Here is a 15,765-nt window from a genome sequence, read left to right on the forward strand (position 1 = left end):
ATGGCACGACACACCCTTTCCGTGCTCGTCGAGGACGTACCCGGCGTCCTGACCCGCGTGGCCAGCCTGTTCGCGCGGCGCGCGTTCAACATCAACTCGCTTGCGGTCGGACCGACCGAAGTCGCGGGCATGTCCCGCATCACCGTTGTGGTGGAAGCCGAGGGAGACCTCCTCGAGCAGGTCACCAAGCAGCTGAACAAGCTCATCAACGTCCTGAAGATCGTCGAACTCACCACCGAGCAGTCGGTGCAGCGCGACCACATCCTGATCAAGGTCCGGGCAGACGCGGCGACCCGCCTGCAGGTGACCCAGGCCGCGGACCTGTTCCGCGCGTCCGTCGTCGACGTGGCGATCGATTCGCTGATCATCGAGGCGACGGGCACGCCCGAGAAGCTCTCGGCGCTGCTGTCCGTGCTCGAGCCGTTCGGCATCCGCGAGATCGTGCAGTCGGGCACCCTGGCGATCGGCCGCGGCGCGAAGTCGATGAGCGACCGCGCGCTGCGCAGCGCCTGACCCGCCCCATCCCCCTACAACGTCCCAGTACCACCCACCCAAGGAGAAACACCCGTGACCGAGTTGTTCTATGACGACGATGCAGACCTTTCGATCATCCAGGGCCGCACCGTGGCCGTCATCGGCTACGGCAGCCAGGGCCATGCCCACGCCCTCAGCCTGCGTGACTCCGGCGTCGACGTGCGCGTCGGACTGAAGGAAGGGTCGGCGTCGCGCGCCAAGGCCGAGGCCGAGGGCCTCCGGGTGCTGTCGGTGGCCGAGGCCACCGCTGAGGCGGACCTCATCATGGTGCTCACACCCGACCAGGTGCAGCGGCACGTGTACAAGGACGACATCGCACCGAACCTGCAGGCCGGCGACGCGCTGTTCTTCGGCCACGGGTTCAACATCCGCTACGGCTACATCCAGCCCCCGTCCGACGTCGACGTCGCCCTCGTGGCGCCCAAGGGACCGGGGCACATCGTCCGCCGCGAGTTCGAGGCCGGCCGCGGCGTCCCCGACCTGATCGCCGTCGAGCAGGATGCTTCCGGCAAGGCCCGTGACCTCGCGCTGTCCTACGCCAAGGCCATCGGCGGCACGCGCGCCGGCGTCATCGAGACGACCTTCACGGAAGAGACCGAGACCGATCTGTTCGGCGAGCAGGCCGTGCTCTGCGGTGGGGCCTCCCAGCTTATCCAGTACGGTTTCGAGACGCTGACCGAGGCCGGCTACAAGCCCGAGGTCGCATACTTCGAGGTACTGCACGAGCTCAAGCTCATCGTCGACCTCATGGTCGAGGGCGGCATCGCCAAGCAGCGCTGGAGCGTGTCCGACACGGCGGAGTACGGCGACTACGTCTCCGGCCCCCGCGTGATCACCCCTGAGGTGAAGGAGAACATGAAGGCCGTCCTCGCGGACATCCAGAACGGTGCCTTCGCCCAGCGCTTCATCGACGACCAGGACGCCGGAGCGCCCGAGTTCACCGAGCTGCGCAAGAAGGGCGAGGACCACCCCATCGAGAGCACGGGCCGTGAACTCCGCAAGCTCTTCTCGTGGATCAAGACGAACGACGACTACACCGAGGGCTCGGTAGCTCGCTAGCACCTCCCCCTTCCCGGCAGGGCACCTGATCGAAGCTCAGTGACGAGCAGGTGCCCTGCCGGACCTGTGTCCACCCGGCCCGTTCCCCGTCCATCCCGCCTGATCCGCACGCCTCCAGCAGAAGGAAATCCCCGTGACCCCCAAGCCCGTCGTCCTCCTCGCCGAAGAACTCTCGCCCGCCACCGTCCAGGCGCTGGGCCCCGACTTCGAGATCCGCAGCACCGATGGTGCCGACCGCTCACAGCTCCTCGGGGCTCTGGCCGACGTCGACGCCGTGCTGGTCCGCTCGGCGACGCAGATGGACGAGGAAGCCATCCGGGCAGCCCCGAAGCTGAAGGTCATCGCGCGTGCGGGAGTGGGCCTGGACAACGTCGACATCAAGGCCGCCACGCAGGCCGGCGTCATGGTCGTGAACGCCCCGACGTCGAACATCATCTCCGCGGCCGAGCTCACGGTCGGCCACATCCTCAGCCTGGCCCGCAACATCCCGCAGGCGAGCGCGGCGCTGAAGGCGGGGGAGTGGAAGCGCTCGAAGTACTCGGGCTCGGAACTGTACGAGAAGAACATCGGCATCATCGGGCTCGGCCGGATCGGTGCCCTGGTCGCGGCCCGCCTCCAGGGCTTCGGCACGCAGATCCTCGCCTTCGACCCCTACGTCACCTCCGCGCGTGCCGCACAGCTGGGCGTGCGGCTCGTGTCCTTCGACGAACTGCTGCGCGAATCCGACTTCGTGACGATCCACATGCCGAAGACCCCGGAGACCGTGGGGATGCTCGGTGCCGACGCGTTCGCCCTGATGAAGGACACCGCGTACGTCGTGAACGTGGCGCGCGGCGGGCTCGTCGACGAGGCGGCACTGCACACCGCCCTCGAGCAGGGCCAGATCGCGGGCGCGGGCGTGGACGTCTTCGTGAAGGAGCCGAGCACCGACCTCCCGTTCTTCGCCCACGACAGCGTCGTGGTGACACCGCACCTCGGCGCCTCGACCGAGGAGGCCCAGGAGAAGGCGGGCATCTCCGTCGCGAAGTCGGTGCGGCTCGCCCTGGCCGGGGAACTCGTGCCCGACGCCGTCAACGTGGCAGGCGGCGTCATCGACCCGGCCGTCCGGCCCGGCATCCCTCTCATGGAGAAGCTCGGGCGCATCTTCACCGCCCTCACCCACGCCTCGCTGACGCAGATCGAGATCGAGGTCGCCGGCGAGATCGCGTCCCTCGACGTCAAGGCCCTCGAACTGGCCGCCCTCAAGGGCGTCTTCACCGACGTCGTCTCGGAGCAGGTCTCCTACGTCAACGCACCCGTCCTCGCGGAGCAGCGCGGCATCACCTCCCGGCTGCTCACCACGCCCGAGTCCGAGGAGTACCGCAACGTGCTCCGCCTGCGCGGGGCGCTGTCCGACGGAAGCCAGATCTCCGTGGCGGGGACCCTCACCGGGCCGAAGCAGGTGGAGAAGCTCGTCGGCGTGAACGGCTACGAGCTGGAGATCCCCATCAGCGACCACCTGCTGGTGCTGCTCTACACGGACCGTCCCGGCGTGATCGGCACGCTCGGCCGCCTCCTCGGCGAGCGCGACATCAACATCGCGGGCATGCAGGTCTCCCGGAACAAGGAGGGCGGCCAGGCGCTGTCCCTCCTGACCGTCGACAGCGCGGTGCCGCAGGAGGTCCTCGACGCCATCCGTGCCGAGATCGGCGCCACCGTCGCACGCGAAGTGGACCTCCAGGACTGAGGGGACGCTCCATGGCAACGCACCATCTCGCAGCCGAGCAGAAGACCGCGGTGCAGGTCCTGTCGCGGGACACACCGCCCGTCCTCCGGATCGAGCCGGGGGACCGCGTGGTCGTCGAATCGCTCGACGCCTGGGGCCACCTGGAGCGGCAGGCGACGCCGGGAGCGGTAACGCCCTACCGGTTCCCCGACCGGCGCGGGCACGCCCTCACCGGACCCATCGAGGTGGCCGGGGCCGTGCCGGGGGACGTGCTGGCGGTCCGGTTCGAGTCCTTCGAACCGGCGTCGTGGGGCTGGACCGCGGCGGGGCGGCGGGACGACGCCTTCACCCGCAGCCTGGGCCTGGCGGGCACCGAACCCGCCTGGCTGCTGTGGGACCTCGAGGGGGACCCGGGTACGGGTACCAACCAGTTCGGGCACACGGTCGCCCTCGCTCCGTTCCTCGGCGTGGTGGGGCTGCCGCCCGCCGAGGCGGGGGAGCACTCCACCACGCCACCGCGCTCGGCCGGAGGCGGCAACATCGACTGCCGCGAATTGACGGCCGGCTCGACGCTCTTCCTGCCCGTCACCGTGCCCGGCGCACTGCTGCACCTCGGGGACGGGCACGCGGCACAGGGTGACGGGGAGGTGGGCGGCACCGCCATCGAGTGCGGGATGACGACGACGGTCACGGTGGACGTCCTCCGGGATGCTCCGCTGCCGGGCATCCACGCGGTCACGTCCACGGCACGCATCACCTTCGGCTTCGACGCGGACCTCAACCGGGCGACGGCCGAGGCCCTCGGGGCCATGCTCACGTGGATGCAGGAACTCCACGGCCTCGAACGGAAGGCCGCGCTGGCCCTCGCCAGTGCCGTCGTCGACCTCCGGGTCACGCAGATCGCCAACCGGACGTGGGGCGTGCACGCGGTCCTGGGGATCGACGCCGTCACCACGGGCTGAGGGCCGCACTTGGGCAAATACGGGTGGGCCGGGGTAATTTCATAGGGTGACCTCCCCAGCTGACGCAAAGCCCTCGTTCTACATCACCACGGCCATCTCCTACCCCAACGGCGAGCCGCACATCGGACACGCCTACGAGACGATCGCCGTCGACGCCATGGCGCGCTTCAAGCGCCTGGACGGGTTCGAGGTCATGTACCTCACGGGCACGGACGAGCACGGGCTGAAGATGCAGCAGGCGGCGGACCGCGAGGGCATCCCCGTGCGCGACCTCGCCACGCGCAACGCGCAGGCGTTCCGGGACATGAACGACGTCGTCGGCACCTCCTACGACCGCTTCATCCGCACCACCGACGAGGACCACTACGCCGCCGCGACCGGGATCTGGAAGCGGATGGAGGCGAACGGGGACATCTACCTCGACAAGTACGCCGGCTGGTACTCCGTGCGGGACGAGGCGTTCTGGGGCGAGGACGAGACGGAGGTCCGCGAGGACGGCGTGCGGTACGCGAAGGAGACCGATACCGAGGTCACGTGGACCGAGGAGGAGAGCTACTTCTTCCGGCTCTCCGCCTACCAGCAGAAGCTCCTCGACCTGTACGAGTCGCAGCCGGAGTTCGGTGCACCCCAGCCCCGGTTCAACGAGGTCATCTCGTTCGTCCGGCGCGGACTCGAGGACCTCTCCATCAGCCGCACCACCTTCGACTGGGGCGTCCCGGTGCCGGGCGACGACCGCCATGTCATGTACGTCTGGGTGGATGCGCTCACCAACTACCTGACCGGCGTCGGGTTCCCCGACACCGAGTCGGAGCGCTTCCGCAGGTTCTGGCCCGCCGACGTGCACGTGATCGGCAAGGACATCTCCCGCTTCCACGCCATCTACTGGCCGGCCTTCCTCATGTCAGCGGGGCTCGAGGTGCCCAGGCGCGTCATGATCCACGGCTTCCTGCACAACAAGGGCGTCAAGATGTCGAAGTCGCTGGGCAACACCGTGGCTCCCGCGGACTGGGTGGACCAGTACGGACTGGACTCCGTGCGCTTCTTCCTCCTCCGGGAGGTCCCGTTCGGCGCGGACGGCTCCTACAGCCACGAGGCCGTCGTCGGCCGGATGAACTCCGACCTCGCGAACAACTTCGGCAACCTCGCGCAGCGCTCGCTCTCGATGGTCGCCAAGAACTGCGACGGCGCCGTGCCGCAGCCGGGGGAGTTCACGCCCGCCGACACGCAGATCCTCGATCAGGCGCACGCGCTGCTGGGAGCGAGCCGTGCCGCGTACGACAGGCAGGAGTTCTCCCGGGCGCTCGAGGCCGTGTGGACCGTGCTCGGGGACACGAACGCGTACTTCGCCGAGCAGCAGCCCTGGGTCCTCCGGAAGACGGACCCGGCGCGCATGAACACGGTGCTGTACGTGACGTTGGAGGTCCTCCGGGTGGTGGCCATCCTGGTCCAGCCCGTCATGCCGACCAGTGCGGGGCAGATCCTCACGGCGCTCGGCCAGGGGACCGGCAGCGACGACCCACGGCGGCTCTTCGAGGCCCTGGGACGGCGCATCGAGCCGGGAACCGCGTTGCCCGCACCGTCGCCGGTGTTCCCCAAGTACGAGGAACCAGCCGGGGCCTGAGCGCGCCGGTCGCTTCCTGCCGGACCTAGTTGTACTGACCGGACACGTTGATCGATAGACAAGTCGCCACCGTGATGCCTCACGGTCAAGTCCCCGGGAAGTGATCCCCCGTGCCTCATGTAAAAGTCCCCGCGAAACAGGTCCGGGTCAGCCGTAGAGTTTGATCCAATCGGCCTCGGGCATTGCCCGAGCGGCTTGGTCCTCGAGCTCCCGCTCCAGGCGCCGAGTCGGGATCGCGGCCAAGGCGATCAGCCGTTGCTGGATCGTGTCGATCTCAGCGGCGATCTCAACGACGTTCAGCGAGGCCTTGTAGGTGGCCAGCTCCTGCTGTTGGGCTGGGTTGAGGACTCCGGCATCGAATAGCCGCTGGTAGGGGGTGCGGGGTTTGTCGTAGACCCGGCGACGACGCCCGATGGCATCGGCGGTGTAGCCGGTGGGCTTGGTGGTGGGGGTGAAGTAGTTCAGCCGGTCACAGACCAGGTCCCAGAGTCTGTTAAGTAGTTCGCGTTGGATCGCGGTGTCGTAGCGGTAGTAGAACCCGTAGCGGCGGACCAGGTGGTTGTTCTTCGACTCGATGGTGGCCTGATCGTTCTTCTGATACGGCCGGGACCGGGTGTAGAAGATCTTCCGCTCAGCAGACCAACCCAACACCTGGTGGTTGATGAACTCGCTGCCGTTGTCGGAGTCGATGCCGGTGACCATAAACGGCACCGTGGTGATGAACTCCTCAAAGGCGGCGACGATGTTGACCATCGCGTTATTGCGGATCGCGCGGGTGAAGACCCACCCGGTATGCATATCGGTGAAGTTCACCGTCCGGGCGAACTCACCCTTCAAAGTCGGCCCGCAGTGGGCCACGGTGTCGACTTCGAAGAACCCTGGTTCGGCTTCGATTTCATCGCCTGCTTTGCGCACACTGATGGAGTTGCGCAGCAGTTTGCCCGGTTTGGTGGCGGACTTCCCTCGGATAGGGTCCCTGGCCTTCGCTGGTGCCAGGTACCGATCGATGGTGGCTGCGCTCATGGCCAGCAGTTCAGTCCGGACCTGCTGGCTATAGCGGTCTTGGCCAGGAACCAGGGCCCTGGCGGCTTCCATCGCCTGGATCCAGTCAGCCATTGAGGCGGCGAGGTATTTGCCGCAGATACCCCCGGCGGTGGCCCACACGTGCTGTAAGACTTTGATCGCGTCGTAGGAGTACTTCCGGCCCCGGCTCTTGCGCCGATCGATCACTGCCACAGTGGCGGTAGCGCGTCCTCTGGGCTGGGTCAGCCGGCGTCGTAGCTGCTGGCGGGCATGATCCCGGTTCCAGCCGGTGACCTCGACCAGTTGGTCCAGAATCTTCGACTTGTCCTTCTTCGAAGCGGCCTCGTAGGCGGCAGCGTATTTCTTGGTGATCTCGACCCTGGTGGCCAACGAGACATCCTTATCCGGCATACCCCATCGTCGCCGAACCCCACCCCGTCCTTTGCCGGGGACTTTTCTATGAGGCACGACCCCTGGCTACGCGGGGACTTTCTCTGAGTCTCGTCGGCCACTTGTGACAGAAGGCCACGCTTGTCTATAGTGTGGGTATGACAGTTTCACTGGATGTTGCCCTGCCGCGCACGGACCTGTCGGCGCGGGATCACGCGCGGATGCTTGCTCCGTTGTTGAAGCCTTTGTCAGACGAGAACAGACTGATGATCGTGCTGACGCTTGCGGCGGGGGCGTGCTCGAACAAGAAGTTGCAGGAGGCCACCGGGTTGAGCCAGGCGCTGGTGAGTCACCATGTGGCAGCCTTGCGGCAAGCGCAGCTGATCAGTGTGCGGGCCGAGGGCCGGTCCAACATCTACGCGCTGTGTTGTGAGCAGTTGGCGGCGCCGGTGCAGTGGCTCGCTCACTTGGCGACTCTCACTCCAGAGGGACAGAAGGCGTGCTGCACTGCCCCAGCAGGGGAGGGTCAGGCATCGACTGAGGGTGCTGCGCGGTGATTCATGCGGTACAGACCTTCGGGTTGATCCTGGTCGAGTTGCTCGTCCTGTTCTCGCTGATCTCGGTGCTCGTTGCGCTGGTGAACCGGCGGTTCGGGCCGGATCGGATCCAGAGCTGGATGGCCGATGGGCGCCTTCCCGGCCCGCTCAAGGGGCTACTGCTGGGGGCGATCACGCCGTTCTGTTCCTGTTCGACGCTGCCGGTGCTGGCTGGGATGTTGAAGTCGGGGGTGGCGTTCCGGACGTCGATGACCTTCCTGATCTCGTCACCGCTGCTGGATCCCATCATCGTGGCCGGGGTGGTGCTGCTGTTCGACTGGCGTATCGCGTTGGTCTACACGGTGGTCACCGCCGCATGGTCCCTGCTCGCCCCCCTAGTATGGGAACGACTCGGCATGGCCAGCCAGCTCAAGCGAGTCAAGGTCGTCGGCGACGACAGCACCCCCCACCCCTGGGCAGGCCTGCGCAACGAGATCCGGCCCGCACTCGGCGAGGCCTGGGCCGATCTGAGACCGCTGCTCGTCCCGATGGTGCTGGGTGTCTCGGTCGGTGCATTTATCTACGGTTTCGTGCCTCAGGACCAACTCGCCGCGGTCGCTGGCGACGACAAACCGTGGGCCGTGCCGTTGGCCGCCGTGCTTGGCGTTCCGTTTTACGTGCGTATCGAGACGATGCTGCCCATCGGCTTGGCCCTCAGCTCGACCGGCATGGGGCTAGGTGCAGTGTTCGCGCTGATGATCGGCGGCGCCGGAGCCTCGATCCCCGAGATCTCGATGCTCACCGCCTTGTTCAAGCCCCGACTGGTCGTCACTTTCGTGGTCACTGTCATCGGCACGGCCATCGCCGCCGGCTACCTCATCCCACTGATCGCCTGACCCAACCACCACATTCCCAACCACACGAGGAGAACAAGCAACCATGGGACTCAAGGACCTCTTCACCGCACGCAAGCAGGACAGCAGTTGCTGCGGGGCCCAGATCGTGCCCGACGATGACGACCAGCCCCAGAGCGAGCAGGGAACACCCACCGAGACGGCTGCCTCTTCAGCGCCGAACAGCGAGGACACGGACGGCAACTGACATACCGAATCGATGGGGCTGCACCACAGGGTGCAGCCCCATCACTGTCTCCACCCGCTCGTCACCAGGAAGACCACCATGTCCCACGCCAATGCCGCCCTCACTCCGCGTCACCGCCTCAAGGTTGCCCAGCTGGTTGTTGACCACGGATGGCCGATCAGCGAGGTCGCTGCCCGGTTCCAGGTCTCCTGGCCCACCGTGAAGCGCTGGGCTGACCGCTACCGGGCCGGTCAGTCCATGCAGGACCGCAGCTCACGGCCTCACCGCTCCCCGAACAAGACCAGCCCCACGACTGCGAAGCGCTGTATCCAGCTCCGGCTGCGTCTGCGGGAAGGTCCGGTTCAGTTGGCATACCGGATTGGCGTTGCTCCGTCGACAGTCCACCGGATCTTGGTCGACGTCCACTTGAACCGCCTGTCGCACGTCGACCGTGCCACTGGAGAGCCTGTTCGTCGCTACGAGCACGACCACCCCGGGGCGATGCTGCACGTCGACGTGAAGAAGCTCGGCAACATCCCAGACGGCGGAGGCTGGCGCTACGTCGGCCGACGACAAGGCGAGAAGAACCGCGCAGCCACACCCGACAAGCCCAAGAACAAGCACTACGACCCGTTGATGGGCAAGGCCTACGTCCACACCGTCATCGACGACCACTCCCGCGTCGCCTACGCCGAGATCCACGACGACGAAACAGCCCACACCGCCACAGCGGTCCTGGCCAGGGCCGTCAAGTGGTTCAACGCCCGCGGGGTGACCGTCGAGCGGGTCCTGTCGGACAACGGTGGCGCCTATCGCTCACACCTGTGGCGCGACACCTGCGCCGAGCTGGGAATCAGGCACAAACGGACCAGGCCGTATCGCCCGCAGACCAACGGCAAGATCGAGCGCTTCCACCGCACCCTGGCCGACGGCTGGGCCTACGCCCGCTGCTACACCTCCGAGACGGAGCGTCGCGGCGAACTCGACGGCTGGCTGCACTACTACAACCATCACCGGCCCCACACAGCCTGCAGCAACCAGCCGCCCTTCTCACGATTGACCAACGTGTCCGGTCAGTACACCTAGTCCCGCAGGAAGCGGGCCGCGGCCGTCTGCGTCATGACCTGCGACACCGTGTCCTGCTGGCGCCTGGACGCCTCCAGCAGGCGTTCGAGGACCGGGCGTTCGAGGACGGCGTCGCCCTCTGTCGCCGACGCCTCGGGGGACAGGGCGAGAAGCGTGGACCACAGGGCTTCCTTGCCCTTGAGCAGCGACTGCAGGGCCTCGAGTTCCAGCTGGGCGCCCGCGCTCTTCCTGCGCCGCATCGGATTCAGGGGATCGAGGTCGGCGACGACGGACATGGCGCGGGCGAAGACCATCTTCAGGACGCTCGGCCGGTGTCCCAGGGACCTGATGAGCCTCTTGAGGAAGGTGCGTTCCTCACCGATCTCCCGACGCAGCCGGGCGAAGTCCTCCTCGTAGGGCGTTCCCGCCCAGGAGATCCGGGCCGCATTGAACAGCCGGACGCCGTTCGTGGCCCCGACGAGGTGCAGATCGAGGTAGGGCAGAAGGGTGTCCAGGTCGAGCCGGCGTACCGGGACCCCGTTCGCGGCGCGCATCATGCGTGTTCCTTCCGTGACATGTTCAGCCCATCACCCTACGGCAGCATGATTGAGCAGCGGTAACGTGATGGCGACGTCCGTCCCGACGCCCAGGCTCGACTCGATCGTGATCGTCCCGTGGTGCGCCTCGAAGGTCTTCTTCGCGATGGACAGCCCGACACCGGCGCCGGGCAGGGACTGGTTGGCATTGGCTGCCCGGTGGAACGAGTCGAAGAGGCGCGGCAGGTCGTCGGCCGGGATGCCGATCCCGGTGTCGCGCACGACGACGACGACGTGCCCGTCGTCCGGCTGGTGGGTCAGCCCGACGAAGACGCTGCCGTCCTCCTGCGTGAACTTGATGGCGTTCGACAGCACGACCGCGAGCGCCGCCGACAGCTGTTCGCGGTGCCCGGAGACCGTCACCGCCCGGTCGGGCAGCGTGCAGTCCAGCGTGATCCCGCCGGCCGCGGCCTGGAGCACGGCCCGGCTCGTCAGCTCCGAGACGAGGTGGACGATGTCGACGGGGCTGTGGTCCGACGCGTCGGCCTCCCGCGCGGACAGCGCGGAGATGTTCTCGATCAGCTGGCTGAGCTTGGAGGTGTTGCGTTCCACGGCCTGCAGCATCGTGTTCGCCTCGGGCGGGAGTTCGCCGCCGACGCCGTCGAGGATCATCTCGAGGTATCCGGCGATGGACGCCAGCGGCGTCCGCAGTTCGTGGTTGACGGTGCCGACGAAGTCGCTCTTCGCCTGGTTGAGGGCGCGCAGCTTGCGGACGGCCTGCTGCTGCCGTGAGATGAGTTGCGCCTGGATCAGTCCGTGCGCGAGGTTGCCGAGGACGTGCTGCGTGAGTGCGCCCTCCACGCCGGACCACGCCAGGGGGGTCTCCTCACTGATGATCCACAGGAGGCCGAAGGGCGTGTCTCCCTCGCCGAGCGCCGCGACGACACCACTGACCGTCCTTCCCTCACCGAGGCCCTCCCGAAGCCATGCGGGAGCAGGGACGTCACCGGTCTCGGGCTCGCCGCCGGGCCCGGCCCTGAACGACTGGGTGCGCGAGTCGTCCTCCCACAAGGTGAGGGCGAGGGCCAGGGAGGCCTCCTGGTGGACGCGCAGGGGGGCGCTGACCGGCATCCTCGCGACGCCGGACTCGCTCGTCCAGACACTGCTGCGGGCGGCGACGCGCTCGTCGTCGAAGACCTGCAGTGCGACGTGGTGCGCTCCGAGCGCGCGTCCCACGCCGGGCAGGAACTGGTCGACCATCACGGCGGGATCGTTCGTCGCCCGGATCCTGGCGGAGAGGCCGCGCATCTCCTCGCGCAGTCGTGCCGAGGCCGCGCGCTGCACCTGGTGGCGCCGTCGTCGGGACACGGCGGCATGCGTGCGGTGCAGCAGTTCCGTGGGGGTGACCGGCCGGAAGACGACGTCCGAGACGTACGGCGCGATATCGCGAGGAAGAGCGCCCACCCCGCCCTCGGGGAGCAGGAGGATGACCGGGAGTCCGGCCAGGCCCGGATGCGCGGCGACGAGGTCCGCGAGTGATCCCGAGTGGGCGACGGCGACGTGCAGGTCCACCAGCAGGACGTCGGGCCGCGTTGCGAGCACCTCCTCGAGGAGGAGATCCGCGCGGGTGACCGCGCTGGACAGGTAGCCCCCGTCCCCCAGCATCCGCTGCAGGTCGGCGCGGTCCGCGACGGAGGGACACGCGACGACGGCGAATGGTCCACCGCGAGTCCCTGCTGCTTCGTCCTGCGCCACGGCGTCCTCTCCGACCCTCTGCTGCAATCTTCATAATATATGCGCAGGCGGAGGGCTCGGGAGGACGCCGGACCGCCTCAGTCGGTCGCGAGTCCTGCGACCGGCGAGAGGCGCGCTGCCCGCCGTGCCGGCAGGACGGAGGCCACGAGGCCGGCGGCGACGGCCACTGCGACCACCGCCCCGATCTGGCCCACCGGTACCGAGGGGTTCACGGGGGCGATCCCGCCCAGGGCCGATTGCGCCCCGAGCCAGCCGTAGAGGGAGCCGAGGACCGTCCCGAGCAGGGCCGCCACCCCTGCGATGAGCACGGCCTCGACGGCGAGCATCCCGCGCAGCTGCGCCCTGGTGAGGCCGAGCGCACGGAGCAGCGAATTCTCCCGGCGCCTCTCCAGGACGGAGAGTGACAGCGTGTTGGCGACGCCGATCAGTGCGATCAGCACGGCCACGCCGAGCAGCGCCGTCACGATCAGCAGCATGACGTCGATGATCCCGTTGTAGGCCGCGCGTTCGATCACCGCTCCCGTCACCTGGTACTCGGAGACGCCCGTCGCCGCGACGATCCGCGACTGCACGTCCGCGACCTCCCCGCCGTCCAGGGCGTCGTCGAGCTTCAGCCAGAAGGTGGTGCCGAGGTGGCCGGCGAGCGTCGCGCCCGGCGCCGCCTCGTCGCCCGTGCCGATGGTGCCGAGGTAGGCCGAGAGGGCCTCCGGTGGGGCCGCGCCGAGCTCCTCCGCGGTCGCCGTGGTGATGAGCGGCAGGAAGAAGGTGGCGTCGGTCGGGGTCACGGGCAGGGCCACAGGGCCCCGACCGGTCTCGAGGGAGACCTCGCGCTGCGTCCAGGTCTGGGGGGCGAGGACCATCCCGTCCGCCAGGACCACCCCCTGGGCCCGCAGCACGCCGGCGACCTCCTCCGGATCCGCGGAGTAGACCACCGTGCCCCCGTCCTCGGCGCTCGTGAGCAGAACCGGGGTGAGTTCGACGGCCGACTGCACGCCGTCGATCTCCAGGAGCGTCGGGACATCGACGTGCGACGGCGCAGTCCCCGGTGTGTCCGGTCCGGCGGAGCCCGTGTCGAGGACCGCGAGGTCGACGGCGTAGTTCTGGTCCAGCTCGCGGTCGAAGGACGTCCGGGCGGTCTGCGCTCCGACCATCATCATGGTCACGAGCGTCACTCCGATCATCAGCGCGGCCGATGACGCCGTGGTGCGCGCCGGGTTCCGGACGGCGTTGACCGACGCGAGCACACCGGGCACGCCCAGCGGACGGGCGACCCGGCCGACCGCCGCGACGCTCGCCGGCACGAAGAACGGCGCGAGGAGGACGACCCCGAGGAAGGAGATGGCGCCGCCGGCGACGGCCGCGCCGATCGAGACGGAGACGGCACCGAACAGCAGCAGGGCGCCGCCGACGACGAGCACCGCCAGACCGGCCAGGAGCCGCACGCGGCCTCGCCTGCTTCCGGCCGTGACGTCGGTGGGACGGAGGGCGGCCAGCGGTGCGACGCGGGTGGCTGCCCGCGCAGGGACGAGTGCGGCGAGGAGCGTCATCAGGACACCCACGGCGATACCGATGATCCCGGCCGACGGGGGGACGGCCAGCACGGCGAAGGAGCCGACGTCGGTCTGCCGTGCGAGGCCCACGAGCGCAGCCATGACCCCGATGGCGAGCAGCACGCCGAGCACCGACGACACCAGTCCGACGACGGCTGCTTCGACGAGGACGGAGGCGCGAATCTGCCGGCGCTCTGCGCCGATGCAGCGCAGCAGGGCGAGTTCCCGCGTCCGCTGGGCCACGAGGACCGAGAACGTGTTCGAGATGACGAGCCCGGCCACGAGGAGCGCCACGGCCGCGAAGGCGAGCAGTACCCCCGAGAGCACGTCGTTGCCGTTCGAGAGCTGGGCGACCTCCGCCACCGTCTGTTCGGCGGCCGTCCGCACCACGAGGTCCTCCGCACCGGGCGTCTGGGACGTTGCGAGGGCAGCGGTGGCGGTTGCCGCGACCGCTGCCGGATCAGCCGCGGGCGCCAGCGCGAGCTGGATGTTGCGGAAGACCGTCCCGCCGCCGTCGAGCTCCCGCAGCACGGCGGAGGAAACGAGGACCTGCACCGCGCCGGACAGCGTGGGATCGGCGCTCGCTCCGGTGAGGCCCGTGACGGTCAGCGAGCTGCCGATGGCGGCGGAGGTGGAGCCGGACGAGGAGAAGCCGCCGGGATCGAGTGCGACCGTGTCGCCGGGCACGACGCCGAGCCGCACTGCGGAGGCCTCGTCCAGTGCCACCTCGTCAGGCTGGGAGGGGTAGGCGCCCCTGGTCACCGTCGCGGTCTCCAGGCGCCCCGGCGCCGTCGCGGTCAGGGCGGCGAGCGAGGTCTGCGATCCGGTGGTGAGCTCCGAATAGACGCGTTCGAGGCCGTGGACGAGGTCCACGCCCGGCACGGCCGCCAGTTCATCGGCGACGGCGGCGGGTACGGAGCCGCCATCCTGTGCTGTCACCACGAGGCCGGCCTTCGCATAGGAGGCGCCGATGCTCTGGCCCAGGCTGGCCTTGGTGGTCGCACCCACCATGAGTGTCGCCGAGAGGAAGGAGACGCCGAGCATCACGGCGAGGCCGACGGCGATGAAGCGGCGGGCATGGACCCGCACCTGGGCGAGGGCCACCTGCAGCACGTCAGGCCCCCAGCTTCGCGAGGGCGCCGAGTATGGCGTCCGGGGTGGACTGCTCGAGCTCGCCGACGAGGGCGCCGTCCTTCAGGAGGACCACGCGGTCGGCGTAGGACGCCGCGACCGGATCATGCGTGACCATGATGATGCTCTGGCCCATCTCGCGGCAGCTGCGGCGCAGGAGGGACAGCACCTCTGCGCCCGTCGCGGAATCGAGGTTGCCGGTCGGCTCGTCCCCGAAGACGACGTCGGGACGAGTCAGCAGGGCGCGCGCGACGGCGACCCGCTGCTGCTGGCCGCCGGAGAGTTCGTGTGGACGGTGGGACAACCGGTCGGCCAGGCCCAGGGACGCGGAGATCTGCTGGAGCCAGGCGGTGTCCACCGTGCCGCCTGCGAGGGCTACCGGCAGCGTGATGTTCTGTTCCGCCGTCAGGGTGGGAACGAGGTTGAAGGCCTGGAACACGAATCCCACGCGCTCTCGCCGGAGCCGGGTGAGGGCGGCGTCGCGCAGATCCGTGATCGCCGTCCCGCCGATCCAGAGCTGCCCGGCGTCGACGCCGTCGAGGCCGGCGAGGCAGTGCATGAGTGTCGATTTCCCGGATCCGGAGGGCCCCATGATGGCGGTGAAGCGTTCCCTCTCGAACTCGAGGGACACGTCGCGGAGGGCGTGGACGGCGGTCTCACCGCGGCCGTAGCTCTTGGAGACGCCCCGGGCGGCGACGGCCGCGGTTGCGGGCGGGGCGGAGACCGGGAGGCTTCCCGGCGAGGTGGTGGGGACATGCGTGGAAGGTGTCATGCTTCCACGCTATGGATGCCGGCCGCGGGGCGGATCGGCGCCAGGA

14 protein-coding genes are annotated in these 15,765 nt (G+C 68.7%); 9 read left to right on the top strand and 5 right to left on the bottom strand.

Features of this window, described 5'->3' with window-relative positions; genetic code table 11:
* The 5 genes from ilvN to metG all read left to right on the top strand — a co-directional run bounded on the left by ilvN (position 1) and on the right by metG (position 5,881).
* Positions 1 to 513: an acetolactate synthase small subunit gene (gene ilvN / locus AC1MFI_RS11495; RefSeq protein ID WP_400483814.1), complete on the top strand. Its 513-nt coding sequence runs from the start codon at positions 1 to 3 to the stop codon at positions 511 to 513.
* A 54-nt stretch (positions 514 to 567) separates the two neighbouring features.
* Entirely contained in the window at positions 568 to 1,593 is a 1,026-nt protein-coding gene (gene ilvC, locus AC1MFI_RS11500; protein WP_400483813.1) for a ketol-acid reductoisomerase, read from the top strand.
* Between the two features lie 133 nt (positions 1,594 to 1,726).
* Positions 1,727 to 3,319: a phosphoglycerate dehydrogenase gene (serA, locus tag AC1MFI_RS11505; protein ID WP_479817007.1), complete on the top strand. Its 1,593-nt coding sequence runs from the start codon at positions 1,727 to 1,729 to the stop codon at positions 3,317 to 3,319.
* 11 nt (positions 3,320 to 3,330) lie between these two features.
* On the top strand, positions 3,331 to 4,260 hold the full coding sequence (locus tag AC1MFI_RS11510; protein WP_479817008.1) for an acetamidase/formamidase family protein: 930 nt from the start codon (positions 3,331 to 3,333) through the stop codon (positions 4,258 to 4,260).
* Positions 4,261 to 4,306: 46 nt separating this feature from the next.
* Complete coding sequence (metG, locus tag AC1MFI_RS11515; RefSeq protein ID WP_479817009.1) at positions 4,307 to 5,881, top strand: methionine--tRNA ligase; 1,575 nt, start codon at positions 4,307 to 4,309, stop codon at positions 5,879 to 5,881.
* 147 nt (positions 5,882 to 6,028) lie between these two features.
* On the opposite strand, the gene AC1MFI_RS11520 is transcribed toward metG, so the two are convergent.
* A complete protein-coding gene (locus tag AC1MFI_RS11520; RefSeq protein ID WP_479816192.1) occupies positions 6,029 to 7,294 on the bottom strand; it encodes a DDE-type integrase/transposase/recombinase in 1,266 nt (421 codons plus the stop codon).
* 158 nt (positions 7,295 to 7,452) lie between these two features.
* On the opposite strand from AC1MFI_RS11520, the gene AC1MFI_RS11525 reads away from it, so the two are divergent.
* From AC1MFI_RS11525 to AC1MFI_RS11540, 4 genes are all read left to right on the top strand, one after another.
* Positions 7,453 to 7,851, top strand: a complete 399-nt coding sequence (locus tag AC1MFI_RS11525) for an ArsR/SmtB family transcription factor (RefSeq protein ID WP_048896403.1) — start codon at positions 7,453 to 7,455, stop codon at positions 7,849 to 7,851.
* Positions 7,848 to 8,726, top strand: coding sequence for a permease (locus AC1MFI_RS11530; RefSeq protein ID WP_196597475.1), 879 nt, complete (start codon positions 7,848 to 7,850; stop codon positions 8,724 to 8,726). Before AC1MFI_RS11525 ends, AC1MFI_RS11530 begins: the two co-directional genes overlap by 4 nt.
* Positions 8,727 to 8,769: 43 nt before the next feature.
* Positions 8,770 to 8,931, top strand: coding sequence for a hypothetical protein (locus tag AC1MFI_RS11535; RefSeq protein WP_154676754.1), 162 nt, complete (start codon positions 8,770 to 8,772; stop codon positions 8,929 to 8,931).
* A gap of 78 nt (positions 8,932 to 9,009) precedes the next feature.
* Positions 9,010 to 9,996, top strand: coding sequence for an IS481 family transposase (locus AC1MFI_RS11540; protein ID WP_065062263.1), 987 nt, complete (start codon positions 9,010 to 9,012; stop codon positions 9,994 to 9,996).
* Here AC1MFI_RS11540 and AC1MFI_RS11545 read toward each other — a convergent pair.
* Genes AC1MFI_RS11545 through AC1MFI_RS11560 form a run of 4 tightly spaced genes read right to left on the bottom strand, consistent with a single transcriptional unit; the run spans position 9,993 to position 15,719 of the window.
* The gene (locus tag AC1MFI_RS11545) at positions 9,993 to 10,532 is read right to left on the bottom strand and encodes a hypothetical protein (RefSeq protein ID WP_479817011.1); all 540 of its coding nucleotides are present in this window, start codon (positions 10,530 to 10,532) and stop codon (positions 9,993 to 9,995) included. The two genes, AC1MFI_RS11540 and AC1MFI_RS11545, sit on opposite strands and share 4 nt — an antisense overlap.
* Before the next feature lie 30 nt (positions 10,533 to 10,562).
* On the bottom strand, positions 10,563 to 12,293 hold the full coding sequence (locus AC1MFI_RS11550) for an ATP-binding protein (RefSeq protein WP_479817012.1): 1,731 nt from the start codon (positions 12,291 to 12,293) through the stop codon (positions 10,563 to 10,565).
* A gap of 50 nt (positions 12,294 to 12,343) precedes the next feature.
* Positions 12,344 to 14,929: an ABC transporter permease gene (locus tag AC1MFI_RS11555; RefSeq protein WP_479817014.1), complete on the bottom strand. Its 2,586-nt coding sequence runs from the start codon at positions 14,927 to 14,929 to the stop codon at positions 12,344 to 12,346.
* A gap of 1 nt (position 14,930) precedes the next feature.
* Entirely contained in the window at positions 14,931 to 15,719 is a 789-nt protein-coding gene (locus AC1MFI_RS11560) for an ABC transporter ATP-binding protein (RefSeq protein WP_479817016.1), read from the bottom strand.
* Positions 15,720 to 15,765: the final 46 nt, after the last annotated feature.

The organism is Arthrobacter sp. BC5, assembly GCF_056680255.1.

Coding starts and splice junctions, on each gene's coding strand:
- AC1MFI_RS11560 (WP_479817016.1), bottom strand. CDS start 15,719: ATGACACCTTCCACGCATGTCCCCACCACCTCGCCGGGAAGCCTCCCG.
- ilvN (WP_400483814.1), top strand. CDS start 1: ATGGCACGACACACCCTTTCCGTGCTCGTCGAGGACGTACCCGGCGTC.
- AC1MFI_RS11545 (WP_479817011.1), bottom strand. CDS start 10,532: ATGATGCGCGCCGCGAACGGGGTCCCGGTACGCCGGCTCGACCTGGAC.
- AC1MFI_RS11510 (WP_479817008.1), top strand. CDS start 3,331: ATGGCAACGCACCATCTCGCAGCCGAGCAGAAGACCGCGGTGCAGGTC.
- AC1MFI_RS11525 (WP_048896403.1), top strand. CDS start 7,453: ATGACAGTTTCACTGGATGTTGCCCTGCCGCGCACGGACCTGTCGGCG.
- AC1MFI_RS11535 (WP_154676754.1), top strand. CDS start 8,770: ATGGGACTCAAGGACCTCTTCACCGCACGCAAGCAGGACAGCAGTTGC.
- AC1MFI_RS11540 (WP_065062263.1), top strand. CDS start 9,010: ATGTCCCACGCCAATGCCGCCCTCACTCCGCGTCACCGCCTCAAGGTT.